The organism is Glutamicibacter sp. V16R2B1, assembly GCF_005774635.1.
In the GTDB taxonomy this organism is placed as follows: domain Bacteria; phylum Actinomycetota; class Actinomycetes; order Actinomycetales; family Micrococcaceae; genus Glutamicibacter; species Glutamicibacter creatinolyticus.
In genome coordinates this window covers 39812-64944 of record NZ_VATX01000002.1, presented here as the reverse complement: position 1 = coordinate 64944, position 25133 = coordinate 39812, and the positions used below count along the sequence as shown (strand labels likewise).

The following is a 25133-nucleotide window of genomic DNA, read 5'->3' as shown; positions in this document are numbered from 1 at the left end:
GTACCCATGTGAACCTTGATCCTGTCCCGGCTTTCCGGGGCAGGACCAGGTTTTCAGACACACTTTATTGCCTATAGGCCCAGTCTGGATTCGGCGCTTGTCCCCGGCGTGCCGAGGCCCGAAGATGTAAGGCATGGCCACACGACTTCTTCTGCTCGCCGACACCCACGTCCCCGCCCGGGCAAGGAAACTGCCCTCTGCGGTGCTTCAGGCCGTTGCGGCCGCCGATGCCGTGATTCATGCGGGGGACTGGATCGATCTGCCGACCTATGAACTGCTCTTTAACCGGGCCCGCCAGCTCCATGGGGTCTACGGGAACAATGACGGTCCGGATTTGCGGCAGCGGCTGCCGGAAGTCGCGCACTTCACCGTGGAGGAGCTGAAGTTCTCCCTCATTCACGAGACCGGGCCTGCCCGGCGCCGTGAGGAACGCGCGGACGCGGCGTTTGCCGGCAGCGACGTACTGGTGTTCGGGCACTCGCATATCCCCTGGGATACGGTTTCTCCCGGCGGGATGCGCCTGCTCAATCCCGGTTCCCCCACGGACCGGCGCCGCCAGCCACACTGCACCATGATGAGCGTGGTGGTGACGGGGCGCCGCCTGGAGGTCGAATTGCACCGGGTGGAGCGCGACTAGGCCGGTCCTGGCCGCCGGACACGGCGGCCAGGACCATCAGTGGGAAGTCAGGCCTGGGTCAGGCGCTGGCCCGAGGCGGTGTCGAACAGGTGGATGTGTCCGGGCTCCGGGACGATGTTGATCTTCTCGCCCCGCCGCGGCGGCTTGCGCCCATCCACCCGCATCACCACCGGGTGGTCCTTGCCCTCAAGGTGCACGCTGCCGTAAATGTAGGCGTCCGCGCCGAGTTCCTCCACCACGTCCACGTGCAGTTCGACACCCTCGCCCGGGGCTGCCCGGCGCAGATCCTCGGGACGGATGCCGAAGGTGGTGCCGCCGGAGGCTCCCGGGGCGGGGTAGGCCGTGTTGCCGAAGGCCACCTGGCCCCCAGTCTCGGTGAGCTCCAGCAGGTTCATGGACGGGGAGCCGATGAAACCGGCGACGAAGACGTTGTTGGGCCGGTCGTAGAGTTCACGCGGGGTTCCCACCTGCTGCAAGGTGCCTTCCTTCAGGACCGCCACGCGGTCTCCCATGGTCAGCGCCTCCACCTGGTCGTGGGTGACGTACACGGTGGTGACCCCGAGCCGGCGGGTCAGCGAGGAGATCTGGGTGCGGGTCTGCACGCGCAGCTTCGCGTCCAGGTTCGACAGCGGCTCATCCATGAGGAACACCTGCGGTGAGCGCACAATCGCCCGTCCCATGGCCACGCGCTGGCGCTGGCCGCCGGACAACGCCTTCGGCTTGCGGTCCAGGTACTGTTCCAGATCCAGCAGTTGCGCTGCCTCGCGCACCCGCCGGGCCCGTTCTTCCTTGTCCACCCCGGCGATCTTCAGGGCGAAACCCATGTTCTCCGCCACGCTCATGTGCGGGTACAGCGCATAGTTCTGGAAGACCATGGCAATATCCCGGTCCTTGGGTGGAACGTTCGTGACGTCCCGGTCCCCGATGCGGATGGTCCCGCCGTCCACCTCCTCCAGCCCGGCCAGCATGCGCAGGGTGGTGGACTTGCCGCAGCCCGAGGGGCCGACCAGGACGAGGAATTCCCCGTCGGCGATTTCCAGGTCGATGCCGTCCACCGAGGGGACCAGTGCACCGGGATAGATACGCGTGGCTTTCTCAAAAGTCACAGATGCCATGACGACATTCCTTTCACGGGCAGGTACGTGCCCGACGATCCGTAGTGAAAGTGATATGGGTAACAGCATTCTTGCACACTTCTGCCCCGGGTTCCGGCCTGGTGTTGTTCGCCCCTAGGCTTGGGCGACGGTGGAGCCGCGCACCACCAGCTGTCCGGGCAGCACCAGATGTGAGGCATCCAGCGGTTCGCCCTCGATAAGCCGGCGCAGCTGCCGGGCGGCCCCGCTGCCCAGCCCTTCGGCGTTCAGGTTGATACTGGTCAATGGAGGATTGGTGGTGGAGGAGTAGGGAAGGTCATCGAAGCCGGCCACGGCCAGCTCGTCGGGAAGCTGCAGCCCGGCCACCCGGGCCTCCTGCAGCACCCCGTAGGCGTGGGTGTCGGTGGCGCAGCCGATCGCGGTGATCCCCTGCGCCTGCCACTGCGGCCACGCCGCGGCGAAACCGGCGGCCGCCTCTCCCACGTCGATGGTGGTGGCGATCACCGCCCCCTCGGGCAGCTGCATTCCGTGTTCGTACACGGCATGGGTGAAGGCCTGCTGGCGCTGGCGCAGGGTGGCGGTCCCGGTGTTCGCGTCCAGGTACGCGACCTTGCGGTGCCCGAGTCCGGCGAAGTGTTCGACCATGTCCCGGGCCCCCTGGGCGACATCCAGGTTGACGGCCGGCACCTGCGGCGGGGCGTCGGGGGCGTCGATGGCCACCACCGGGATGGGCGAACCCAGTTCGCTCAGGAACTGCCGGTTTGGCGCATCGATGAGCAGACCCGCCGGACGCAGGCCCAGCAGCCGGCGCACCTCCGGGACGCTGGGGGACTGGCCGGGATCGGTGACCGAAAGCAGCAGCTGGTAGTCCGAACCCAGGACCTTGCGCACCCCGGCGATCAGCCGGGCGAAGAAGGGGTTGGAGATGTCCGGGGCGACCATGATGACGGTGGAGCTCACGCCCCGGGCCAGGGAGCTGCCGATCCCGTCCACCACGTACCCCAGATCGCTGATGGCCTGGCGCACCTTTTGCACGTTGCGCTCGGAAACCCGTCCGCTGGCCTTGCCGTTGGCCACCAGGGAGACGGTGGCGGTGGAGACCCCGGCCGCGCGGGCCACCATGGCCGCGGTGACGCGGCGAGGCGGCCGTTCGCCGGTGCTGGGGTCCTTGGGATTCATGTCACTATCCTATCCGCTGCGCCCCCTGGGGCAGGTGCGCGCGGGAACCCCAAACCCGAAGCCAAGTTAAGCGTTTGACGTAAAGCGCTTAACGGAGCAGAATCTTCCCAGAACCAAGCTCTGTACCGGCCCAAGCGGCCGGTTCCCCAATGATGTGGAGGACCTGATGGCCGTGACGAACCCCGATGCGCCGCGCAAGATCATCCTGGACTGCGACCCCGGGCATGACGACGCGGTGGCACTGCTGCTGGCCCATGGCAACCCGCGGATCGACCTGTTGGCCGTCACCACCGTGGTGGGCAACCAGACCCTGGAAAAGGTCACCGCCAACGCGCTGGCCGTGGGAACCATCGCCGGAATCACCGGTGTTCCCTTCGCCGCCGGTTGTGCCCGGCCGCTGGTGCGCACCATTGAAAACGCCCCCGACATCCACGGGGATTCGGGGATGGATGGACCGCTGCAGCCGGAACCGGCCATTGAACTGGATCGGCGCCACGCCGTGGACCTGATCATCGAGACGATCATGAGCCACGAACCGGGGGAAATCACCCTGGTGCCCACCGGCGGGCTGACCAATATTGCGCTTGCCGCCCGCAAGGAACCACGCATCGTCGAGCGCGTGCGTGAAGTGGTGCTCATGGGCGGGGGCTGCCATGTCGGCAACTGGTCGGCCGTGGCCGAGTTCAACATCAAGATCGACCCCGAGGCCGCGCACATCGTCTTCAACGAATCCTGGCCGGTGGTGATGGTGGGCCTGGACCTGACGCACCAGGCGCTGGCGACCGACGAGGTCATCGAACGGATCGAAGCGGTGGGCACCGCCCCGGCCCGCTTCGTGCGCGAACTGATGGACTTCTTCAAGGCCGCCTACAAGGACGCCCAGGGCTTTGACGCCCCACCGGTGCACGACCCCTGCGCAGTTGCCTACGTCATCGACCCCACCGTGGTCTCCACCGTCAAGGTGCCGGTGGACATTGAACTGTCCGGCGCACTGACCCTGGGCATGACCGTCGCCGACTTCCGCGCCCCGGCCCCCGCCGACTGCAACACCTCGGTGGCAATGGAGCTGGACCACGAACGCTTCTGGGACCTGGTGATCCAGGCGCTGCACAACATCGGTGAAGTCCAGCTGCCCACCGCACAGAACGCCGGTGCCCGGTGAGCGCCCCAGCGATGCCGGGAACCGACCGGCGCAATGCCGCGGGGTTGATGATCGCCCTGCTCACCGCCTGCGTGGCCTTCCAGCTCAACGCCTCCATGCTGTCCCCGGCCCTGGTCACCATGGGCGAGGAACTCAACGCCGACCAGGCCTCCATCGGGCTGAGCCAGACCTGGTTCTTCACCACGGCGGCACTGTTCTCCCTCTTCCTGCCGCGCTTCAGCGATGTGGTGGGGCGCAAGCGGGTGCTGGTGGGCATGATGCTGGCCACCGCCGTCGGTTCGATGATCGCCGCGCTGGCCCCCAACATCGGGTGGCTGTTCGTCGGGCGCATCATCCAGGGCGTCTCCGGGCCCACCGTGCCGCTGTGCCTGCTGATGCTGCGCAGCGCGGTGAGCGACCCGAAACGCTACGGCACCCTCATGGGATTGATCCTGGCCGTGAACGGCGGGGTGGCCGGGGTGGACTCCTTCCTCGGCGGCTACCTGGCTGAGAACTTCGGGTTCCGCTCGATCTTCTGGTTCATGGTCGTGCTCGCCCTGCTGGCCACCGTCGCGGTGGCGATGCTGTGCGCCGAAAGCAAGCCGCAGGCGGGGACCGGCATGGACTGGCGTGGAGTCATCTACATTGTGATCGCCGTGGGTGCGCTGCTCACGGCCCTGAACGAGGCGGCCACGCTCATTGGCGCCTTCAGCACCGACACGCTGCTGATTTCACTGGCGCTGCTGGCGCTCGCCGGACTGTGCTTTGCCGCGTTCTGGCACACCGAACAGCGGGTCGCCGAGCCGATGGTGCAGATCCGCCATCTGCGCCTGCGTTCCACCTGGGCGCCGTTGTTGACCACCCTGCTGACGATGACCGGTATTTTCGCCGTCATCAACGGGATCATCCCGGCCTTCGTCCAGGCCGCCGAGCCCGGCTTCGGCATCGGGGCCACCCAGACCGCGCTGCTGATCCTGACCCCGTACGCCCTGCTGGGCTGGGTGTTCGGCCCCATCAGCGGACGGCTGGCCCCGGTCCTTGGCTACACCACGGTGCTGCGCGCCGGAATGATCGGCTCCATCCTGTCCCTGGTGCTGATCCTGGTCCTGGGCATGAACTCCCTGCCGTGGATGATCGCCGGCAGCGCGTTGTTGGGCATCTGCTATGCCGGTACGGTGAACATCATGCTCAACGGACTGGGCGTGGTCCTCTCACCCCCGGGCAACCCGGGCTTCCTGCCGGGGATGAACGCCGGGGCGTTTAACCTCGGTGCCGGGGTCAGCTTCCTGCTGCTGCCGGCCGTGCAGGTGGCCGCGGCGCCGCTGGGCGTACACGGGTCCTACCTGGCCGTGCTGGTCACCGGCCTGGTCATTACCGTGCTGGCCCTGGCCACGTCGTTGTTGATTCCCAAGCCCGTCGATGCGGAGGTCGAGGCATGAACGCCACACCAGGACGAGAAATTATCGTAGTCGGATCGCTGAACGCCGATTTGGGGATCTACACCCAACGCCACCCCCAGCCGGGGGAAACCCTGCACGGGCACGGCTTCAACGTCGGGCCGGGCGGCAAGAGCGCCAACCAGGCCGTGGCCGCCGCAAAACTGGGGGGCCGGGTGGCCCTGATCGGAGCCGTGGGCAACGACGCGAACGGTGCGATGCTGCTGGATTCCTGCCGGGCCGCCGGAGTTGACGTCTCCAGCGTCTACCGCCGGGGACAGGTGGAGACCGGGGTCGCGGTGATCACGGTGGATGCCAGCGGGGAGAACACCATTGTCATTTCCGCCGGCGCGAACGGCACCCTGGACCGTGAGGATGTGGAGCAGGAGGAGCAGCGCTTTGCCCAGGCCGGCGTGGTCTGCCTGTGCCTGGAGGTTGCCCCCGATACAGTGCTGGCCGCCGCGCAGGCCGGCCAGCGGCATGGCGCCACCGTGCTGCTGAACCTTTCCCCCTACGCGGAGGTGGACCCGGCGCTGGTCCAGGCCACCGACGTGCTGCTGGTCAACGTGCATGAGGCTTCCCAGTTCCTGGGCGGGCAGCCGCTGCCCGATGCCCAGGCGCCCCTCGCGGCCTGGTCTGCGGTGACCGACCTGCTTAGCACGCGGGGGATCAGGAATGCGGTCATCACCCTGGGCAGTGCAGGCTCGGTGGTGCTCCAGGCCGGGATCGAGGCGGTGCTCATCGCTCCGACCAAGGTCAAGGCGATTGACACCACTGGTGCCGGGGATGCGTTTACCGGGGCGCTGGCCGCGCGGCTGGCCGCCGGGGACCCGCTGCACAGCGCGGCGGCCTACGCTTCGCGCAGCGCCGCGCTGGCCACCACCGCCAAGGGAACCCAGGCCGCCTACCCCGATGCGGGCCGCCTGGAAAGCAGCCTCGGCACCTCTCAGGTCTAAGGCCACTGCGGCGTCATTCTGCAACGCCTCGGAAGTTGCTGACTTGGCTATATTCCCAGAATGGAATGTGATGTCGGAGCATGGTCATGGGAGAGATCGTCACGTCGCCTTGGTAAACGCTCAATCGGGTGTACTGCTCCTGGGGTTATCCCTAGTGTCGTGAGCAAGGTGAGCCGGAGCCACCGGCGCACCGCGCTTGTGGAAAGGGGAACATCATGACGCACGTAAGCTCGATGCTCGAGACCTACCCGAAGGACCTGGCCGGGGTGGATCGCGAAAAGTTGGCCGCCTGCATTGCCGCCTGTTTTGAATGCGCCCAGGTCTGCACGGCCTGCGCCGACGCCTGCCTGGCCGAGGACATGGTGGCAGAGCTTCGCACCTGTATCCGCACCGACCTGGATTGTGCCGACATCTGTGCCGCCACCGGCGCGGTGCTGACCCGGCAGACCGGGGCGAACCCGACCCTGCTGCGCTCCATCCTCGAAGCCTGCCAGGCCGCCTGCGAGGTGTGCGCCGAGGAATGCGAACGCCACGCCGAGATGCACGAGCACTGCCGCATCTGCGCCGAGGCCTGCCGCCGCTGCGCCCTGGCCTGCGCCGACCTGCTGGCGTCCATGGCCTAGGCAAAGCGCCCCCGGCATCGGCGCTGCCGCCGGCGCCCCGCCCAACGCCGTCGAGTCTCCGCCCCGTGGCGGTGCCCGGCGGCGTTGTCTCATTCCGGGGGCCGAATACGTGCGGAAACCGCTGGATTTTGTGATACCGATTAATGCCAAAGGCTCCGGCGATTACATAGACTGTTATCAAAGTTCAAGTCACCCCGACTAAGGATGTGTCATGGCTGTCAAAACTCCCCATCAGAACGTCACCTTCGACTCGGTCGACGGCGAGGCCCACGGATACCTGGCGGTGCCCGAATCCGGGCGCGGACCCGGGGTGATTGTGATCCAGGAATGGTGGGGCCTGACCGACCACATCCGCGACGTGGCGGACCGACTGGCCGCCGAGGGGTTCGTCGCCCTGGCCCCGGACCTCTTTGGCGGCTGGATCACCCATGACGGGGATGAAGCGGCCAAGATGATGAGCGAGCTGCCCGAGGCCGAAGGCGCCCGGCTGCTGGCCGGAGCCGTGGACTACCTGCTGGGGCGCGAGGAGGTCACCTCCACCAAGGTCGGTGCGATCGGCTTCTGCATGGGTGGTGGCTTCGTGCTGAACCTGGCTGCCCAGCAGGGGGAGAAGATTTCCGCCGCCGTCCCGTTCTACGGGGTGGGTCAGGCGGTGCCGGATGACTACACGGGCGTCAAGGCCGCCATCCAGGGCCACTACGCCATCCATGACGGGTTCTACCCCGTCGAGGACGCCCGGGCCCAGGAAGAGCAGATCCGCCGCGAATCCGGGGCGGAGGTCACCTTCTACTACTACGACGCGGACCACGCCTTCCACAATGACCAGAACCCGGCGGGTAACTACAAGCCCGAATACGCCCGGCAGGCCTGGCAGCGCTCGGTCGAATTCCTCAAGAAGCACGCCGGCTAAGGACTTTCACGTGGCACGCATCACATAGAGTGGTGTGCACAAGCGCGTGCTACGCACAGAACTGGAACATCAACCCAAGGAGAAACGCATTATGTCTGAAACCATCATCGTGGGCGTTGACGGCTCGGAAACCGCACTGAAGGCCGCGCGCCGCGCCGCCGACCTGAGCGCCAAGCTCGGTGCCGAACTGGTCGTGGTGACCGCCCACGCCTCGGACAACACCGAGGTCGTCTCCATCGGCTCGGACACCTGGATCCTGGATGACGCCGAGCAGGCCCGCAAGCTGGCCGAGCGTGTGGCCCGCGACGTGCGCGACGCCCAGCCCGAGGCCAACGTCTCCGCCGCCGCCGGACACGGCAAGCCTGCCGAGGTGCTGATCTCCGAGGCCAACTCCCGCAACGCCTCGATGATCGTGGTCGGCAACGTCGGCATGCGCGGCCTGGGCCGCGTGCTGGGTTCGGTCGCCTCCTCGGTCGCCCACTCGGCACCGTGCGATGTGCTGGTTGTGAAGACCGACAAGTAGGACACTGCGCACCGCAGATGCGTGGCCACCGGGATCCGGCGGCCACGCATTAGTCTTTAAGCGTGCAACAGCTACGCATTACCTACGCCGCCGGGGTGGTTCCGGGCAAATGGATTGACCGTTTCGCCCAGCGCTACCCGCAGATCGAGCTCAGCGCCCGGCGCCACGACGCCGGGCCGATCCTGGAGGAACTGTCCGCCGGGCGCGCCGATGTGGTGTTCGTGCGCTACGCCCCCGGGCAGTCGCCGAAGGACGAGACCCGCCACGTGATCCCGCTCTACCAGGAGCTGGAGGTGGTGTGCGCCGCCCGTGAGCACGACGTGGAGTACTACGACCAGAGCATTCCGGCCGCCGAGGTGGAAAAGTTTGCGCTGCTGGACCTGGCGGACTACCCGCCCGAGCGCGGCGGGGTGGAGATGGCGCTGGAGGTGGTGGCCAGTGGCGCGTTCGTGGCCCGCATGCCGATGAGCCTGGCCCGGCTGCACGCCCGCAAGGACGTCATCCACCGCGTGATCGAGGACGGGCAACCCACCCAGATCGGCATTAGCTGGCCGGTGGACGCGGCGAACCTTGAGATCGTGGAGGAGTTCATCGGGGTGGTGCGCGGGCGCAGCGCCACCAGTTCCCGGCAGGCCTCGGTGCGCCAGAAGCAGCAGCACCAGGCCCGCACCGAACGCAAGGCCGGGCGCAAGCCCGCGGCGGGCGGCAACCCGTCCCCGGGACGCCACCCCAAACCCCGCAAGCGCCGCTAGCCCCGCCCCGGTGCGCCGGCCGCTAAAAGTCTAGTGGGGCAGGGGTTGGGCATGAGAAGGTGGGGTCATGGAGCAATTTGAGACACTGAGCCTACGCACCCAGGGCAGCGCCCTGATCGTCACCATCAACCGCCCCGCGTCGATGAACGCACTGGCCCTGGAGGTCGTGGAGGACCTGGAGAAGCTGGTCACGCACCTGGCGGGCACCGGGTTCGAGCACCGCGGCGTGGTGCTGACCGGGGCCGGGGAAAAGTCCTTCGTGGCCGGGGCGAACATCGTGCAGATGAAGGACATGGACGCCGACGCCGCCGACGCCTATGGCCGGCGCATGCACCGGGTCACCGAGGCGCTGGAGGCCCTGCAGGTTCCGGTCATCGCCGCGGTCAACGGCTTCGCCCTGGGCGGGGGCTGCGAACTGGCGCTGGCCTGCGACTTCATCTACGCCGCGGAGAACGCCAGCTTCGGCCAGCCGGAAGTCAACCTGGGCCTGGTGCCCGGGTTCGGCGGGTCGGTGCGCCTGCCGCGGCGGGTGGGCGTGGCCATGGCCCGCGAACTGATCTTCACCGGCCGGCGCATCAAGGCCGCCGAGGCGCTGCGCATTGGACTGGCCAACCGGGTGGTGCCGGCCGCGGAGCTGATCGACACGGCGGTGGCCACCATCGAGGAGATCGCCGCCGTCTCCCCGATGGCGGTGGCCAACGTGAAGGGGGCGATCAACCAGATCGCCGACACCGACGTGCACGCCGGACTGGACCTGGAGGCCGCCAGCTTCCGCAAGGCCTTCACCACCGAGGATTCGGTGGAGGGCCGGGCGGCGTTCGTGGAGAAGAGGAAAGCGCAATTCCCGGGCAAGTGATCCGCTACGGCACGCACCCGGACCAGTACCTGGAGGCGCACCTGCCCGCGGCGGCCACCGGGTCCGGGGCCGTGCTGATCATCCACGGCGGCTACTGGCGCACCGGCTACAACGCCGGCCTGGGCCGGCCCCTGGCCGCGGACCTGGCCCGGCGCGGGGTGGCGGCCTACAACCTGGAATACCGCCGCGGGCCGGGCAGCGCCCGGCAGATGGTGCAGGACGCGCGCACCGCGCTGGGGCTGATTCCCGCCGACGGGCCGCTGAGCGTCATCGGGCATTCGGCCGGCGCCCAGCTGGGTTGTGTGCTGGCCGCCGCCGAGCCGCGCATCACCCAGGTGATCAGCCAGGCCGGGCTGCTGGACCTGCAATTGGCCCAACGGCTGCGGCTCAGTGACGACGCGGTGCCCCTGATGCTGGGCGACACCCCGTTGGCAGAGGTCAACCCGGTGGCGCTGTGGCCGATGAGGGCGCGTGTCATAATCTTTCATGGGAGCCAGGACGAGGATGTTCCGCTGCAGGTGGCCGAGCAGGCCGCCGCACAGGCCCGCGCCCGCGGCCAGGAGCACCGCACCGAAATTTTCGGCGGGGACCACTACACGTGGATTGACCCGGCCAGCGACCAGTGGCGGGCCTGCGTCGCAGAACTGGCACCCTGGCACTTTGGAGGAAGCACATGAACCCGACGGTGATCGGCGAGGCGCTGGTCGATGTCCTGGCCCCCGGGATTTCCCCGCCCCAGGAGTTCGTGGGCGGCAGCCCGCTGAACGTGGCCGTCTCCCTGGCCCGGCTGGGCTACCCCGGCACCCTGGTTTCCCGGTGGGGGCAGGACGAGAAGGGGCGCACCATCGAGCAGCACCTGGCCGAGAACCAGGTGAAGTTCCTGGGCGGCGCCGATGACAAGCCCACCGTGATCGCCCATGGCGTGCTGGACCCGGCCGGGGGAGCGACGTTCGCCTTCAACGCGTTCTGGCAGATGCCCACCCTGGTCACCGAACTGGATCCGGGCAGCCAGCTGGTGCACACCGGCTCGATCGCCACCCTGTTCAGCCCCGCGGAGCTGCTGCCGCTGATCACCCGCGCCCGGCAGCACGCGACCATCAGCTATGACCCGAACCTGCGCCCCTCGCTGGTCTCCAACCATGCCCAAACGGTGGCCGAGGTGGAGCAGTTCGTCGCCGCCGCGGACGTGGTGCGGGTTTCGGGCATCGACCTGCGCTGGCTCTACCCGATGCGCTCGGTCAAGCAGACCGCCCGCGCCTGGCTGGAGCTGGGACCTGCCATGGTGGTCTCCACCGCCGGTTCGGCCGGGTCCTTCGGGGTGGTGCGCGCCGGAACCGTGGAACAGCAGTCCAGGCTGGTGGAGGTCACCGACACCGTGGGCGCCGGGGACTCGTTCACCGCGGCGCTGCTGTGCTGGTTCGCCGACCACGGGCTGATCGGCGCCGGGCAGCGTGAGCGGCTGGCCGCGGTGAGCCTGCAGGAGCTGCAGGCCGCCCTGGACTTCGCCTCGAAGGCCGCTGCCGTCACCGTCACCCGGGCCGGGGCGAACCCGCCCTACCGCCGGGAGCTGGCGTGATCAAGATGATCGCCTCCGACCTGGATGGCACGATCGTCTCGGGAACCGGGCAGATCTCGGCCCGCACCCGGGACGCGTTCCTGGCCGCCCGGGCCGCCGGGATCCACATCGTCTTCGTGACCGGACGGCCCTACCGCTGGCTGACCCCGATCGTGGACGCCTTTGGCGGGCTGGGAACGGTGATCTGCTCCAACGGGGCGGTGCTGTACGACCTGGAAAACGACCAGGTGCTGTGGGCGCAGACCATCGACATCGCCACCGCCCGCCAGGCCCAGCAGATCATCCTGCACCATGAACCCCAGGCCAGCTTCGCCGCCGAAACCACCAAGGGCCTGCACCTGGGCCAGGGGTTCGCCCAGGCCGGGCGCACCCTGGGCTCCCTGGCGGAACTGGACCTGCACAGCCAGGAGCTGGACACGGAGGGGATCGTGAAGTTCCTGGCGCGCTCGCCGGGGCTGCCGGTCGAGGAGTTCTACCAGGCCGTGTACCCGGATTTGTCCCAGCTGCTGTGGCTGACCCATTCGGCCACCGACGTCTCGCTGCTGGAGATGGCGCACCTGGAGATCCACAAGGCGCACACGCTGGATGAGTACGCCCGCAAACTGGACATCAAGCCCGAGGAGATCATGGCGTTCGGGGACATGCCCAATGACATTGAAATGCTGCAGTTCGTGGGGCATGGGTATGCGATGGCCGATGGCCACCGCGAGACGCTGGCCGCCACACGGCTGACCGCCCCGCCGTTTTCCCAGGACGGGGTGGCCCAGGTGATCGAACGGCTGCTGAAGTGAAGTTCGGTTTCAGCCACCGCGGGTACCGCCGCGGCGCCGAGGAGAACACGCTGGCCGCGTTTCAGCGCGCCTATGCGGCCGGGATCCGCCATTTCGAGACCGACGTGCGCGCCACCAGCGACCAGACCGTCTATGCCTTCCACGACGAAACCCTGGAGCGCATCACCGCCGGGACCGGCCGGTTCAACGACCTGAGCGCCGAGCAGGTCGGTGCGCTGCGGGCCGGCACCGAGCCGCTGGCCACCCTGGAAGAGCTCATCAACGCCTTCCCCGATGTCATGTTCAACATCGATGTGAAGGACGTGGCGGTCATTGCGCCGCTGGCCAAGGTCATTGAGCGCACCGCTAGCCATGACCGGGTGGCGCTGGCCTCCTTCGACACCGCCCGCACCCGGGCCACCGCCCACCTGCTCTCCCGCCCGGTGCGCACCAGCCCGGGCACCCGGGAAATGACCCGCATCTGGCTCTGGGCCCATCTGATCGGGCGGGTTCCGGCGAAATACCCCAAGGAGTTCTGGGCCGTCCAGGTTCCCCGGCGCCACGGCATGATCCCGGTGACCACCGGGCGCTTCATCCGCGCGGTGCGGCGTTCGGGCATGCAGGTGCATGTCTGGGTGGTCAATGACGAGCCGAGCATGCGGCGGCTGCTGGATCAGGGGGTGGATGCACTGGTCAGCGATGAGGCGCAGCTGCTCAGCCGGGTGCTGCAGGACTACCCCAGGTAGCGCTGCCGTCAGCTGAATTATCCGGCAAACCGCAGCCTCGCGCGCATGCCTCAGCTTCGATCGCCAATCTCATCCCCGGCAGCCCCGTGGCTGGGGACTCTGTGCCGGTGAACGCGCCCGGGACCGCTACCCGGAGATCTGCAGGGTCTGCAGGATCTGCGGGGCGAAGTGCTCGATCTCCGCCGGTTCGGCCTCCACCAGCAGCCGCAGCCAGGCCTCATGCTGGGCCAGCGGGGCGATCAGGCAGGCCGGGTCGATCAGCGCGTAGAGCTCGTCCGGGGTGCCGTAGGCGGAGAACTCCTCCAGGTAGGCGAACAGCGCCCGCATGATGCGCTCGTCCTGGATCTCGCAATCCCACTGCTGCTGCATCGCCGCCAGCGGCTGGGCCAGGGAGGAGAACGGGTGGGCCCAGTGCCCGGCCCCCAGGTTCAGGATCCGCCCGTGCAGCCCCACCTCCGGGGGAATGACCACCTGGTCCAGGCCGAAGGCGCCGTGTTCCACGCTCAGGGGAACCGGGGCCTGGGCCAGCACCTGGCAGGCTTCGGCCAGGGCCGGGGTGCCGGCATACAGTTCGTCGGCCTGTTCACCGGTGATTGCCAGCGGGTGCCCGTTTTCCAGGGACACGTGCAGCATCAGGGCCTGGTCGAACTGCTCGGGCAGGAACTGCGGATCCACCACCGGCATCCCGGCGTCAAAGAACGTCTGTTCCTGGCCCATCAGCCCCACCTGCAGCGAGGCCAGCGAACGCAGGGCAAATTCCCAGCTTTCCACGGTTTCCCCCAGGGCCTGCACCGTGTGCCCGAAGTCGGGGCTGAGCAGGTAGCCGGCGGTGCGGTCGATGGCCAGGGGCATGACCACCCGTTCGGGCAGCAGCTGCCCGGCCGCCACGGTGATCGCCGCCTCGGCCGTGAGGCCCGGGGCGGTGGCGGTGAAGATCAAATCGGCGGCGTCGGTGCGCACCAGGGCGCTGATCTGCTGCAGGGTGGCGGGCCAGAAGTCCACGTCCCCCTCACGTTGGATGCCATAGGCCTCGCACGCGGCATCGATCCAGGCGGCGGTGTCCTCACGCCATTCATTGCTGTTCCACACGTCTATCCAGTGAGCCACGTATTCCATCGTAGTATGTCGCCGCAAGCCCCCGATGTTGCTACCGTGGGGCTGACGGCCAGTTTGTCCTCCACCAAAGGATTTTGCCTGTGAACTCTTCGCGTCCGATGTACCGACACCGTGACTTCAAAGCCGTGCTCTTCGACCTGGACGGGGTGCTGACCCCCACCGCCCAGGTGCACCGCGAGGCCTGGCAGGAGCTGTTTGACCGGTTCCTCTCGGCCCGCCACCCCGAGGCGGCGCCCTACACCCTGGATGATTACTTCACGCTGGTTGACGGGCGCCCGCGCTACGACGGGGTGCAGGCGGTGCTGGATTCGCGCGGCATCAGCCTGCCGCACGGCACCGGGCGGGACCTGCCCGGGTTTGAGACCGTGTGCGCGCTGGGGAACCTGAAGAACGACGTGTTCATCGACATCCTGGAACGGGAGGGCATCGCCCCCTACCAGGGGTCCTTGGACTTCTTGAACCAGGTGTTGGATGCCGGGCTGGACGTGGCGGTGGTCTCCTCCTCGCGCAACGCCCGCACCGTGCTGAACGCCGCCGAGCTGGCGGACTTCTTCCCCACCGTCGTCTCGGGCACCGAGGCGACGCTGCGCCAGCTGCCGGGCAAGCCGGCGCCGGACACGTTCCTGGCCGCCGCCCGGGACCTGGGCTGGCGCCCGGAGGAGTGCGTGGTCATCGAGGACGCGGTCTCCGGGGTGCAGGCCGCGGTGGCCGGCGGCTTCCGGGTGATCGGGGTGGCCCGGGAAAACAACGCCGCCTCGCTGGCCGAGGCCGGCGCGGACTTTGTGGTCACCGACCTGTCCGAGGTGATGACCGACGAATCCGGGGATGCGCTGAGCTACGACCCGTGGTCCATCACCCTGGATGAGGCGCGCGACGATGAGGGCGCCCAGGACACCGTGTTCTCCCTGGGCAACGGCTTTTTGGGGGCCAAGGCCCCGATGCTGGGCGTGGGGGACCAGGTGGGGGGCAGCTTCATCAACGGGCTGCACGAGACCTGGCAGATCCGCTACGCGGAGAACGCCTACGGGCTGGCCTCCACCGGGCAGACGATGATCGCGGCCCCGGACTTCCGCACCATGCGCGTGTACATCAACGACGAGGCGCTGGAGGTGGGCCGCACCGAGATGGTGCGCGATGACCTGCGCCTGGACTTCCGGGACGGCACCCTGGTCTCCACCACGCTGTGGCGCACCGCCGAGGGCCACCGGGTGGCGGTCACCAGCCGCGCCATGGTCTCCTTCACCGACCGGCACCTGGCGGTGGTGGACGTGAACGTGCGCCTGCTCGACGCGCCGGGGCACGTGGTGGTGCAGTCCTCGGTGATCGGCATCCCGCCCACCACCCTGGTGCCCACCCCGGCGGACCTGGATGCCGGGGAACCCTCCCCGTTGGATCCGCGCAAGTCCGAATCCACCGGGCAGAACCCGCTGCAGCCGGCCGGGCACTATGAGCGTGACGGTCGGGCCGGGCTGTCCTACATTGTGCGCGGTTCGGGGATGAGCGTGGCCACGGTCGCTGAACACCGCGCCAGCCTCACCGGCGGCTCGCAATCCCGGATCCACACCACCACCGATGTCAGCGCGGAGCGTTCGGACCACGTGGCCAGCGCCTCGCTGCAGCCCGGGGAGGGTCTGCGGCTGAGCAAGTTCGTGGCCTACCACTCCTCGCGGCGGCACACCGCCCGGGAAATGCTGGCCCGCTCGCACCGCGCCCTGGGCCACCTGGTGCCGCGCGGCGCCGATGACCACTTCCGCGGCCAGCGCACCTACATGGGCGAGTTCTGGCAGCGCAGCGACGTGCGGGTGGACAGCGACGACAAGACGCTGCAGCGCAAGATCCGCTGGAACATCTTCCAGCTGGCCCAGGCCTCGGCCCGCGCCGACGGGCTGGGGATCTCGGCCAAGGGCACCAGCGGCAACGGCTACTCCGGGCACTACTTCTGGGACACCGAGATCTATGTGCTGCCGTTCTTGACCTACACGAACCCGCAGTGGGCGCGCAACGCGCTGCGGGCGCGGGTCTCGATGCTGCCGGCCGCGACCCGCCGCGCGCAGATCATGAACGAGGACGGGATCCTGTTCCCCTGGCGCACCATCAACGGTGAGGAGGCCAGCGCCTACTACCCGGCCGGTACCGCCCAGTACCACATCAACGCGGATATCGCCTACGCGTTGAACCGCTACATGAACGCGACCGGGGACGTGGAGTTCCTGCGTTCGGGCGGCGCGGAGATCCTGGTGGGCACGGCCCGGATGTGGTCCTCGCTCGGGTTCTGGCGGACCACCGGAAGCCGGCAGAGCTTCCACATCCACGGGGTGACCGGACCGGATGAGTACACCGCGATCGTGAACGACAACGTCTACACGAACGTGATGGCGCGCTTTAACCTGCGCTGCGCCGCGGACATGCTCGACACCCTGGCCAACCGCTTCCCGCGCTTCCACGCCGAACTCACCGAGCGCCTGCAGATCCGCGAGGGGGAGGCCGAGAACTGGCGCAAGGCCGCGCACTGCTTCCACATCCCGTTCTCCGAACGGGTGGGCATCCACCCGCAGGACGAGCACTTCTTGAACCGGGAGATCTGGGATGTGTCCAACACCGACCCGGCGAAGCTGCCGCTGCTGCTGCACTACCACCCGCTGGTGATCTACCGTTTCCAGGTGATCAAGCAGGCGGACACGGTGCTGGCCCTGTGGCTGCGCTCCAGCGACTTCACCGATGCGGAGAAGCTGGCGGACTTCAACTACTACGACCCGCTGACCACCGGGGACTCCTCGCTCTCCGCGGCCGTGCAGTCCATCGTGGCCGCGGAGGTCGGCTACCGGGACCTGGCCTACGAGTACTTCCAGGCGGCGCTGAACGTGGACCTGGAGAACTCGCACCGCAACACCGCCGACGGGGTGCACGTGGCCTCCACCGGCGGGGTGTGGGCGACGCTGATCTACGGATTCGCCGGCATGCGCGATGACGGGGACGTGCTCAGCTTCGACCCCCGGCTGCCGGCCAGCTGGTCCACGCTCTCCTTCCGGCTGGCGTGGCGCGGCTCGATGATCACGGTGCGGTTGAACAGCGATTCCATGCGGCTGAGCATGGAGGGCGGGGCCACCTTGTACTTCGCGGTGCGCGGGAAGAACTACTCGCTCTCGGCCTCCGAACCGGTGGAGATCGAACTGGACGCCCACGGCCAGGTCCGCGAGGGCAAGCCCAGCATGGAGCACGTGGTGGCGCTGCACAGCGAGGACTCCGCCGACGTCATGCAGCCCCCGCGCGGGTTCTGACCCGCGCGGGCTAGAGCGTCATCTCCTCCAGCTTGCGTCCCTTGGTCTCCTTGACCATGAACAGCACGAACAGGAAGGAGAGCAGCGCGAAGCTGGCGTAGATGCCGTAGGCCAGCTGCAGCCCGGCCTCGGCCAGGGACGGGAACGTGGTGGAGACCAGGAAGTTGGTCAGCCACTGCGCGGCCGCCGCCACGCCCAGGGCCAGGGTGCGGATGGAGTTGGGGAACATCTCCCCCAGCAGCACCCACACCGCCGGGCCCCAGCTGGCGCCGAAGCCGATCACGAACAGGTTCGCGCTGATCAAGGCGATGGTGCCCCAGGCCCCGGGCAGGCTCAGCGCCCCGTCGACGGTCACGGCCTGGGAGAACGCGAGCGTCATGGCCCCCAGGGACAGGGTCATGATCCCGGAGCCGAGCAGCAGCAGCAGCTTGCGCCCCAGCACGTCGATGAGCGAGATCGCGATGATGGTCGCCACGATGTTGGTCACCGAGGTGATCAGCGAGATGGTGAAGGAGTCCGATTCGGCGAAGCCCACCGACTTCCACAGGGTGGTGGAGTAGTAGAAGATCACGTTGATGCCCACCAGCTGCTGGAACATCGAAAGCAGGATGCCGATCCACACCACCGGGTGGAAGCCGAAGCGCCCGATCAGATCGGAGAAGGTCTGGTGGCGCTCCAGGTGCACGGTGGCGCGGATCTCCTCGATCTTCTGCTCGGTCATGGCGCCCGGCTCCATGCCCACATCCCGGGACAGGACCTGGGCGGCCTCCACGTAGCGTCCGCGTTCGACCAGGTAGCGCGGGGACTCGGGCAGCCGGGCGGCCAGCACCCCGTAGACCACCGCGGGCACCAGCAGCGACAGGTACATCCAGCGCCAGGCCTCCAGGCCGAACCAGCCCACCGCGTCGGCCGAACCCATCACGTACACCAGCAGCGCGCTGACCAGGAAGGCGATGAAGATGCCCACCACGATGCTCATCTGCTGCAGCGAGCCCAGCCGGCCGCGGTGCGCGGCCGGGGAGATCTCGGCGATGTAGGCCGGGGCGATCACCGAGGCGAAGCCCACGCCCAGCCCGCCCACGATCCGCCAGATGATCAGATCCACCGGACCGAAGCAGAACCCGGCGCCCAGGGCGGAGGCGCCCAGCAGGACGGCGGCGATGATCATGGTGCGCACCCGGCCCACCCGCTCGGCCACCACCCCGGCCACCCAGGCGCCGATCGCGGCGCCGATCAGGGCGCAGGAGACGGTGAAGCCGATGGTGACCGCGTTCAGCCCGAACTGTTCCTGCACCGCATCCACGGTGCCGTTGACGATGGAGCTGTCATAGCCAAAGAGCAGCCCGCCCAGGGCCGCGCCCAGCGCGATCCCGATCAGGCGGGCCGATATCTTGCCATCCGTTGTGTGTGAGCTCATGAGCCGATCGTAGCGCGTGGACGGTGTCAACCCTAGGCTTTCGCGTGCGCTGGTTTCCGGCTACCGCTGTTCGCCTGCGGTCGGGGCCGGGGCGTGGGCCGGATCGCTGCCGCGCCAGCGCGCCACCAGGGACATCAGGTGGTAGACCACCAGGGTGGCGATGGTCCCCAGCGCGATCCCGCCCAGCTGGAACTGGCCGAAGCTGATCTCGGAGGTGACCGCGATGGCGATGATCAGGCCTACCCCGGCGGTCATCAGGTTGATCGGGTTGCCGAAGTCCACCCGGTGCTCGATCCACAGCCGGGCCCCGATGATGCCGATCATGCCGTAGAGCACGATCCCGGCCCCGCCGATGACCCCGGCCGGGATGGTGCCGATCAGCGCCCCGAACTTGGGCAGGAACGCCAGCGCCATGGCGGCGATCGCCGCCACCCAGTAGGCGGCGGTGGAGTAGACGCGGGAGGCGGCCATCACCCCGATGTTCTCCGCATAGGTGGTGGTCGCCGAGCCGCCGCCCAGCCCGGCCAACACCGAGGCGGCACCGTCGGCCATTAGCGCCCGGCCGTTGAAGCGGGACAGGTCCCGCCCGGTCATCAGCCCCACGGTGCGCACGTGGCCGATGTTCTCGGCGATCAGCACGAACACGGCCGGCAGGAACATCAGCGCGGTGTCCAGGTGGAAGCTGGGGGTGTTGAATTCGGGCAGCCCGAACCAGGGGGCGTCGGCCACCGGGGCGAAGTCCACCTGCCCCTGGGCCAGGGCCACCAGGTAGCCGAGCACCAGGCCCACCAGGATCGAGAGCCTGCCCAGCAGCCCCTTGAACACGACGGTGGCCAGCACCACGGCCAGCACCGTGGCGAAGGTGGTCAGCGGAACCTGCTTCATCGGCTCCAGGGTCGCCCCGGCCAGGTTCAGGCCGATCAGCGCCACGATGGTGCCCATCACCACCGGCGGCATCAGCGCGTGGATCCAGCCGGTGCCGGTCTTCTGCACCACCAGCCCGACCACGAACAGCAGCGCGCCGGTCATCACGATCCCGCCCAGGGCCGCGGACATGTCATGGCTGGACATGGTGGCCATCACCGGGGCGATCAGCGCGAAGGAGGAACCCAGGTAGCTGGGCACCTTGTTCGCGGTGATCAGCAGGAACAGGATGGTGGCCACCCCGGTGAACAGCAAGGTGGTGGTGACCGGGAAGCCGGTCAGCGTGGGCACCAGGATGGAGGAGCCGAACATCGCCAGGATGTGCTGGGTGCCGATGGAAATGGTCTGCGGCCAGTGCAGCCGCTCATCCGGGGCGACCACCTCACCGGGGGTGATGGACTTCCCGTCGCCGTGGATCGACCATTTCATGCGTGTTCCTCCTGATTATGGGCCGGGAAGTATCTTACGCTTCGGCCCCCGATTGCGCGAAAAACGCCAGCTCGTGGCGGCTGGAGGTCTCAAAGGCCCGCCACATTGCCTGCCGGGTGCGTTCATCGGCCCGCCGGTAGGCGGCACGCACCATGCCGATCGCCGCCGCGGTGGCCGCATCGAACTCGGGGGAGGAGTAGGTGGCCAGCCACTGCCGGTAGGGGTGTTGCCCGTGCCCGGCCGCCGCCAGCCGGGACCCGACGTCCTGGTAGATCCAGTAGCAGGGCAGGATCGCGGCGATCAGCACCGGGTAGTGGTGCCCGGCCGCCGCCAGGTGGTTCACATAGTTCGCGGTGGTCTCGCTGCCGTGCGCCGCGGTGTCCAGCGCGAATTCGCGGTGCAGCGCCATTTCCTCCTCGAACGTCGCCGAGGCGGCGGCGGCCCAGAAGCGCTGGGCGGCCGCGTCCGGGGCGATGATGCTGGCCTGGGCCAGCACCTGGGCGTAGCCGCGCAGGTACAGGGCGTCCTGGTTGATGTAGTAGTCGAAGTTCGCCCGCGGCAGGGTGCCCGCCCGCAGCTGGCGGATGAAGTCCAGCTCATCGATCCCCTCCCGGATCCCGGCGATGTCCTGCCACCACTGCTGCATCGGGTCCTGCGCCGGCGCCAGCCCCTGCCCGGACCACAGCCCGGCCAGGTGGTGCACCGGCCCGTGCCCGGCCCCCACTGACAGCTGCCCGGAGGCGGCGATCGCCTCGGCCAGGTACTCCTTGGCCGCGCCCAGCGCCGCCGCCCAGTTACCGCCGCGCGCGTACAGGCTGGCCAGGGCGCTGGAGAGCGTGCACCCGGTGCCGTGCGTGTTTTCGGTGTCGATCCGCGCGGCCGGGAAGTCGGCCAGCACCCCGGTGGCGTCCACCAGCGCGTCCGGGCACTGCTCCCCGCCCAGATGCCCGCCCTTGGCCACCACCAGCACGTCGTGGGCGGCGGCCAGGCGCTGCGCCTGGGCCAACACGCCATCCCAGGTGGTGGCGCGCGCTTCACCCAGCAGCACCGCCAGTTCGTCCATGTTCGGGGTCAGCACCGTGGCCCGGGCCAGCAGCCGGGACATCGCCTGGTGGGCCGCGTCATCCAGCAGCCGGTCCCCGCTGGTGGCGATCATCACCGGGTCGAGCACCACCGGCAGCCCGGCCGGCTGTTCGCCCAGCCACTGCTGCACCGCGTCGATGATCCCGGCGTTGGCCAGCATCCCGATCTTCACCGCGTCGATGCGCACATCGGCGGCGATGCTGCGCAGCTGGGCGGTGACGAACTGCGGCTCAACGGCCTGCACCGCGTCCACGCCCCGGGTGTTCTGCGCGGTCAGGGACGTGATGGCGGCCATCCCGTAGCCCCCGGTCGCGGCGATCGCCTTCAAATCCGCCTGGATTCCGGCGCCCCCGGAGGGGTCGGAACCGGCGATGGACAGGATGTTGTGGATCATTTCGCCTCCTGCCAGGCGCGCAGCAGCCCGCCGGCGGCCGCACCGGGGTCGGTGCTGGAGCAGATGGCGCGCACCACCGCCATGCCCTCGGCCCCGGCCGCGCGCAGCGCCGGGGCGTCCTCGGCCTGCAGCGCACCGATGGCCACGCAGGGCAGCTGGGCGATCTTCCGGGCCCGGGCGAAGCCCTCGATCCCGATCGGGGTGGGGTGGTCCTTCTTGGTGGGGGTGGCCCGGATCGCCCCGACGCCCAGGTAGTCGATCATCGAGGCGTTCGCGTTCGCCGCCGCCAGCTGCTCATCGGTGGAGGCGCTCAACCCCAAGGTGGCGTCCCCGATCAGTTCGCGCACCCGCTGCACCGGCAGGTCCTGCTGCCCGATGTGCACCCCGGTGACCGCGGCCCCGGCGGCCCGTGCCGCCAGGTACACGTCCACCCGGTCGTTGACCAGCAGTTCGGCCCGGCCCGCGGTGAGCTGACCGGCGGCCAGGGCCAGTTCATAGAATTCGCGCGCGCTTTCCTCCTTGGCGCGCAGCTGGATCCACTGCACGCCGGCCTGCACGGCGGCCTGGATGACCTCAAGGGTGCGGTGTGGGGTGCAGCTGGCGGTGTTGGCGACCAAATATACGCCGAGATTTCGCATGATTGTCCTTAAACCGCCCCCCTGCGGGGCCGGCGGGTTGAGTCGTGGGGGGATGAAGAATGAGGGATCTAGAGTTCCTCGATGCGCACCGCACCCAGTTCCTGCGGATCGGTCAGGGCCAGGGCGTCGAGGAACTGCGCGGCAAAGCTGCCCGGCCCCAGGGACAGGGCGGCGGCGCGTTCGGCGGCCCGCCCATAATAGGCGTGGGCGGCAACGGTGGAGGTGAACACGTCCTGCCCGGCGGCGATCGCCGCCGCGGCGAACGCGCCCAGGGCACACCCGCCGCCGGTGACGCGGGTCAGTTCGATCCCGTCGGTGTGCACCATGACCGTGCGCTGGGCGCTGACCACGGCGTCGGCCGGCCCGGAAATCGCGACCACCGCGCCGTGGCGTTCGGCCAGTTCCCGCCCGGCGGCGATGGCCGCGGCCACGGGGTCGGCCGAATCCACCCCGCGCCCGGCGGACTGGTGCCCGGCCAGGGCCATGATCTCCGAGGCGTTGCCGCGGATCAAGGCGGGGCGCAGCGAAACGATGCGCTGGGCGTAGCGCGTGCGCACCGGCAGCGCGCCAACGGCCACCGGGTCCAGCACCCAGGGCGTGTTGGCCTGGTTCGCGGCCTCGATCGCCTCATCCATGGCGGCCAGCTGTTCGGTGCTGGGGGTGCCCAGGTTCACCAGCACCGCGCAGGCGGTCTTCGCGAACGGCCCGGCCTCCCCGGGCAGGTTCGTCATGGCCGGGGCGGCGCCGGCGGCCAGCAGCGCGTTGGCGGTGAAGTTGGCGACCACGGTGTTGGTCAGGCAGAACACCAGGGGGCTGGTGTGGCGCAGTGAATGGATCACGGCAGGCAGGGTCATGTGCGACATCCCTCCGCTAGTTTGAACTAGTTCAGGTTCGACGGGTGTCATCTCAGTCGGCGGCGCCGACACCCCGTGTCACTCGTGACCGAGCGTACGCAATCGCCCACCCGTTGACAAACCTGTGACGCGCCGCACCGCGCCGCCCCAGGTCAGGGCCGGCCCGGCGCGCCCGGCGGTGCTGCAGGGCCGGCAGCAGCCGGGCGCCCATGTGCCGCTGACGGGTGCTTTTCGGGGCCGGGGTGCGGGATGAGCAGCCGCGCCGGGAAGCACAGCACCGCCAGGCTGAGCCCGACCCATCCGTAGTCAAACCCGTAGCCGCAGAACAGCAGGGCGCCCAGGGCGGCGGTCACGGTGCGCAGCGAACGCAATTCGATCACCTGCCGGTACCAGCGCTCCCAGTGCCCATCCACCGCCCAGGCCACCTGCATCCGCCGGCTGGCCAGGCGCACGGCGGCGTGGGCCAGCAACAGCACCGCCACCAGCAGCAGGATGAACGCCGCCGGGGCGGTGACCAGCCCCCACAGGTAGTCCAGTGGCGGGCGCAGCAGGAAGTAGACGCTGGCGGCCATCAGCAGCCCGGCCACCGGGTAGATCCAGCGCGGAAGCGGTCCCCAGTGCCGGGGCCCGGTCCGACCGGCCTTGCCGTGCACGTACCCCATGCTGCTGCCGGTGATCACCAGGTAGAGCAGGGCGGCGCCGGTGATCAGCACCATCAGGTGCATCCCCGGCCGTGCATCGGGCAGGGCCTGCGGCTGCGGTGAGTGCGTGGGCCACAGGACGAGCAGCAGGATCAGTGAGGCGCCCAGCGCCACGTACTGGGTGGCGAACAGGTGATCGCGCAGGGCGCGCACCGGATGCCGCGGCACGGCGGTGACGCCCTCGAAGTTCTGCGGCGGGCGCCAGAACAGCATCACCAGGGCGACGCCGAGCACGGCGTAGTTCCCTACCGAATCCCAGCCGTCGCCCAGCGCGCGCAGCCGCTCAAGGTCCCCGTCCGCGGCCTGCTGGTGGAACCACCGGGCCTTGTAGTGCAGGGCGGCCGCGCCGTTGGCGGCCAGGACCACGGCCACGGTGCGGTACAGCCGGTTCAGCCACACCCGGCGCAGCACCCGGTTGTCGTGCCGCGAGATCCCCGGCAGCGGCCTGCGGCGCAGGATCACCAGGCTGGCCAGGAGGGTGGCGGCCACCAGCAGCCCCAGGCAGAGGGCCAGGTACGGCAGCACCTCGCCGGCCGGGCGCAACCCGTCGGCGGCCGGGATGAAGTAGCTCATTTCCTCTTCGCTGAGCTCGCGCTGCGCGGTGGGAGCCCGGTAGGGCACATCGCCCGCCGCCCACAGCGCGGTGAGCGAGCCGGCCAGGACCAGGACGAGGGCCGCCACCAGCTTGCCCGGCACCAGCCCGGTGCGCGGCTGCGGGTCGGCGCTGCGCTGCACGCGCGGCCCGGTGAACTGGGCCAGCACGTAGACGAACCCGACCCACAGCGCCGGGGTGGCGGCCCGCCCCACCGCGCCCGGCCAGCCGCCGGGCACCGCCTGCCCCTCCGCGCTGATCAGGTAGAAGGCATCGAACCAGTCGGTGGAGACGGCGGCGAGGAACCCGATGAGCGCGCACCACCGGGCGTACCGGCGCGCCTGGGACAGCAGGTTCCCGCTCCCGCTCGGGCTGAGGGCCCGCAGGATCAGCGCCACCAGGGCGGCGGCGACGGCGAACGAGCCCAGCGGGGCGCTCAGGTCGGTCATCGGCCCTCCTTTATCCAGCCCAATGTATCAACCCGGTGGCGCAAACGGGGGCCGGGGGA

23 protein-coding genes and 1 riboswitch are annotated in these 25133 nt (G+C 69.0%); of the genes, 14 read left to right on the top strand and 9 right to left on the bottom strand.

All coding sequences use genetic code 11. The annotated features are described in order from the left end of the window. Window positions 1–133: 133 nt before the first annotated feature. Window positions 134–637, top strand: coding sequence for a metallophosphoesterase (locus FDN03_RS00870; RefSeq protein ID WP_138173194.1), 504 nt, complete (start codon window positions 134–136; stop codon window positions 635–637). A 47-nt stretch (window positions 638–684) separates the two neighbouring features. On the opposite strand, the gene ugpC is transcribed toward FDN03_RS00870, so the two are convergent. Beyond that, window positions 685–1752 carry a sn-glycerol-3-phosphate ABC transporter ATP-binding protein UgpC gene (gene ugpC / locus FDN03_RS00865; protein ID WP_138173192.1) on the bottom strand — a complete coding sequence of 356 codons (1068 nt, stop codon included), beginning with the start codon at window positions 1750–1752 and terminating at the stop codon, window positions 685–687. Between the two features lie 114 nt (window positions 1753–1866). Then, on the bottom strand, window positions 1867–2910 hold the full coding sequence (locus FDN03_RS00860; RefSeq protein WP_249354147.1) for a LacI family DNA-binding transcriptional regulator: 1044 nt from the start codon (window positions 2908–2910) through the stop codon (window positions 1867–1869). Window positions 2911–3076: 166 nt separating this feature from the next. Here FDN03_RS00860 and FDN03_RS00855 point away from each other — a divergent pair, with 166 nt between their 5' ends. The 12 genes from FDN03_RS00855 (at window position 3077) to FDN03_RS00800 (ending at window position 13199) form a co-directional block, all read left to right on the top strand. Next, on the top strand, window positions 3077–4072 hold the full coding sequence (locus FDN03_RS00855; protein ID WP_138173190.1) for a nucleoside hydrolase: 996 nt from the start codon (window positions 3077–3079) through the stop codon (window positions 4070–4072). An 11-nt stretch (window positions 4073–4083) separates the two neighbouring features. After that, window positions 4084–5490 carry an MFS transporter gene (locus FDN03_RS00850; RefSeq protein ID WP_138173202.1) on the top strand — a complete coding sequence of 469 codons (1407 nt, stop codon included), beginning with the start codon at window positions 4084–4086 and terminating at the stop codon, window positions 5488–5490. Beyond that, on the top strand, window positions 5487–6443 hold the full coding sequence (locus FDN03_RS00845; RefSeq protein WP_138173188.1) for a ribokinase: 957 nt from the start codon (window positions 5487–5489) through the stop codon (window positions 6441–6443). Before FDN03_RS00850 ends, FDN03_RS00845 begins: the two co-directional genes overlap by 4 nt. A 215-nt stretch (window positions 6444–6658) precedes the next feature. After that, window positions 6659–7066: a four-helix bundle copper-binding protein gene (locus tag FDN03_RS00840; RefSeq protein WP_138173186.1), complete on the top strand. Its 408-nt coding sequence runs from the start codon at window positions 6659–6661 to the stop codon at window positions 7064–7066. Window positions 7067–7277: 211 nt separating this feature from the next. Continuing rightward, entirely contained in the window at window positions 7278–7976 is a 699-nt protein-coding gene (locus tag FDN03_RS00835) for a dienelactone hydrolase family protein (protein WP_138173184.1), read from the top strand. A gap of 91 nt (window positions 7977–8067) precedes the next feature. Continuing rightward, window positions 8068–8499 carry a universal stress protein gene (locus FDN03_RS00830; RefSeq protein ID WP_138173182.1) on the top strand — a complete coding sequence of 144 codons (432 nt, stop codon included), beginning with the start codon at window positions 8068–8070 and terminating at the stop codon, window positions 8497–8499. A 62-nt stretch (window positions 8500–8561) separates the two neighbouring features. Then, complete coding sequence (locus FDN03_RS00825; RefSeq protein ID WP_138173180.1) at window positions 8562–9251, top strand: LysR family transcriptional regulator substrate-binding protein; 690 nt, start codon at window positions 8562–8564, stop codon at window positions 9249–9251. Between the two features lie 67 nt (window positions 9252–9318). Then, window positions 9319–10107: an enoyl-CoA hydratase-related protein gene (locus tag FDN03_RS00820; protein WP_138173178.1), complete on the top strand. Its 789-nt coding sequence runs from the start codon at window positions 9319–9321 to the stop codon at window positions 10105–10107. Continuing rightward, on the top strand, window positions 10104–10784 hold the full coding sequence (locus FDN03_RS00815; RefSeq protein ID WP_138173175.1) for an alpha/beta hydrolase: 681 nt from the start codon (window positions 10104–10106) through the stop codon (window positions 10782–10784). The genes FDN03_RS00820 and FDN03_RS00815 overlap by 4 nt, the downstream gene beginning before the upstream one ends. Further along, entirely contained in the window at window positions 10781–11683 is a 903-nt protein-coding gene (locus FDN03_RS00810) for a carbohydrate kinase (RefSeq protein WP_138173173.1), read from the top strand. The genes FDN03_RS00815 and FDN03_RS00810 overlap by 4 nt, the downstream gene beginning before the upstream one ends. Window positions 11684–11688: 5 nt before the next feature. After that, window positions 11689–12474 carry an HAD family hydrolase gene (locus FDN03_RS00805; protein ID WP_171021079.1) on the top strand — a complete coding sequence of 262 codons (786 nt, stop codon included), beginning with the start codon at window positions 11689–11691 and terminating at the stop codon, window positions 12472–12474. Then, complete coding sequence (locus FDN03_RS00800) at window positions 12471–13199, top strand: glycerophosphodiester phosphodiesterase family protein (RefSeq protein WP_138173169.1); 729 nt, start codon at window positions 12471–12473, stop codon at window positions 13197–13199. The genes FDN03_RS00805 and FDN03_RS00800 overlap by 4 nt, the downstream gene beginning before the upstream one ends. Before the next feature lie 126 nt (window positions 13200–13325). On the opposite strand, the gene FDN03_RS00795 is transcribed toward FDN03_RS00800, so the two are convergent. Next, on the bottom strand, window positions 13326–14306 hold the full coding sequence (locus FDN03_RS00795) for a hypothetical protein (RefSeq protein ID WP_138173167.1): 981 nt from the start codon (window positions 14304–14306) through the stop codon (window positions 13326–13328). 89 nt (window positions 14307–14395) lie between these two features. On the opposite strand from FDN03_RS00795, the gene FDN03_RS00790 reads away from it, so the two are divergent. Then, complete coding sequence (locus tag FDN03_RS00790; RefSeq protein ID WP_138173165.1) at window positions 14396–17593, top strand: beta-phosphoglucomutase family hydrolase; 3198 nt, start codon at window positions 14396–14398, stop codon at window positions 17591–17593. A 10-nt stretch (window positions 17594–17603) separates the two neighbouring features. Here the strand turns inward: FDN03_RS00790 and FDN03_RS00785 are convergent, their stop codons facing one another. From FDN03_RS00785 to FDN03_RS00760, 6 genes are all read right to left on the bottom strand, one after another. Continuing rightward, window positions 17604–19010 carry a sugar porter family MFS transporter gene (locus tag FDN03_RS00785; protein ID WP_138173163.1) on the bottom strand — a complete coding sequence of 469 codons (1407 nt, stop codon included), beginning with the start codon at window positions 19008–19010 and terminating at the stop codon, window positions 17604–17606. Between the two features lie 60 nt (window positions 19011–19070). Further along, window positions 19071–20363, bottom strand: a complete 1293-nt coding sequence (locus FDN03_RS00780) for a solute carrier family 23 protein (RefSeq protein ID WP_138173161.1) — start codon at window positions 20361–20363, stop codon at window positions 19071–19073. A gap of 34 nt (window positions 20364–20397) precedes the next feature. After that, on the bottom strand, window positions 20398–21840 hold the full coding sequence (locus tag FDN03_RS00775) for a bifunctional hydroxymethylpyrimidine kinase/phosphomethylpyrimidine kinase (protein ID WP_138173159.1): 1443 nt from the start codon (window positions 21838–21840) through the stop codon (window positions 20398–20400). Next, a complete protein-coding gene (gene thiE, locus FDN03_RS00770) occupies window positions 21837–22478 on the bottom strand; it encodes a thiamine phosphate synthase (RefSeq protein ID WP_138173157.1) in 642 nt (213 codons plus the stop codon). The genes FDN03_RS00775 and thiE overlap by 4 nt, the downstream gene beginning before the upstream one ends. A gap of 68 nt (window positions 22479–22546) precedes the next feature. Continuing rightward, on the bottom strand, window positions 22547–23332 hold the full coding sequence (gene thiM, locus FDN03_RS00765; RefSeq protein WP_138173155.1) for a hydroxyethylthiazole kinase: 786 nt from the start codon (window positions 23330–23332) through the stop codon (window positions 22547–22549). After that, window positions 23324–23418, bottom strand: a riboswitch (TPP riboswitch). Its footprint overlaps the gene before it by 9 nt. Before the next feature lie 66 nt (window positions 23419–23484). Further along, on the bottom strand, window positions 23485–25074 hold the full coding sequence (locus FDN03_RS00760; protein ID WP_138173153.1) for a hypothetical protein: 1590 nt from the start codon (window positions 25072–25074) through the stop codon (window positions 23485–23487). Window positions 25075–25133: the final 59 nt, after the last annotated feature.

Coding starts and splice junctions, on each gene's coding strand:
- FDN03_RS00850 (WP_138173202.1), top strand. CDS start 4,084: ATGCCGGGAACCGACCGGCGCAATGCCGCGGGGTTGATGATCGCCCTG.
- FDN03_RS00760 (WP_138173153.1), bottom strand. CDS start 25,074: ATGACCGACCTGAGCGCCCCGCTGGGCTCGTTCGCCGTCGCCGCCGCC.
- FDN03_RS00785 (WP_138173163.1), bottom strand. CDS start 19,010: ATGAGCTCACACACAACGGATGGCAAGATATCGGCCCGCCTGATCGGG.
- thiM (WP_138173155.1), bottom strand. CDS start 23,332: ATGACCCTGCCTGCCGTGATCCATTCACTGCGCCACACCAGCCCCCTG.
- FDN03_RS00810 (WP_138173173.1), top strand. CDS start 10,781: ATGAACCCGACGGTGATCGGCGAGGCGCTGGTCGATGTCCTGGCCCCC.
- FDN03_RS00860 (WP_249354147.1), bottom strand. CDS start 2,910: ATGAATCCCAAGGACCCCAGCACCGGCGAACGGCCGCCTCGCCGCGTC.
- FDN03_RS00835 (WP_138173184.1), top strand. CDS start 7,278: ATGGCTGTCAAAACTCCCCATCAGAACGTCACCTTCGACTCGGTCGAC.
- ugpC (WP_138173192.1), bottom strand. CDS start 1,752: ATGGCATCTGTGACTTTTGAGAAAGCCACGCGTATCTATCCCGGTGCA.
- thiE (WP_138173157.1), bottom strand. CDS start 22,478: ATGCGAAATCTCGGCGTATATTTGGTCGCCAACACCGCCAGCTGCACC.
- FDN03_RS00820 (WP_138173178.1), top strand. CDS start 9,319: ATGGAGCAATTTGAGACACTGAGCCTACGCACCCAGGGCAGCGCCCTG.
- FDN03_RS00780 (WP_138173161.1), bottom strand. CDS start 20,363: ATGAAATGGTCGATCCACGGCGACGGGAAGTCCATCACCCCCGGTGAG.
- FDN03_RS00840 (WP_138173186.1), top strand. CDS start 6,659: ATGACGCACGTAAGCTCGATGCTCGAGACCTACCCGAAGGACCTGGCC.
- FDN03_RS00870 (WP_138173194.1), top strand. CDS start 134: ATGGCCACACGACTTCTTCTGCTCGCCGACACCCACGTCCCCGCCCGG.
- FDN03_RS00805 (WP_171021079.1), top strand. CDS start 11,689: ATGATCGCCTCCGACCTGGATGGCACGATCGTCTCGGGAACCGGGCAG.
- FDN03_RS00845 (WP_138173188.1), top strand. CDS start 5,487: ATGAACGCCACACCAGGACGAGAAATTATCGTAGTCGGATCGCTGAAC.
- FDN03_RS00855 (WP_138173190.1), top strand. CDS start 3,077: ATGGCCGTGACGAACCCCGATGCGCCGCGCAAGATCATCCTGGACTGC.
- FDN03_RS00830 (WP_138173182.1), top strand. CDS start 8,068: ATGTCTGAAACCATCATCGTGGGCGTTGACGGCTCGGAAACCGCACTG.
- FDN03_RS00775 (WP_138173159.1), bottom strand. CDS start 21,840: ATGATCCACAACATCCTGTCCATCGCCGGTTCCGACCCCTCCGGGGGC.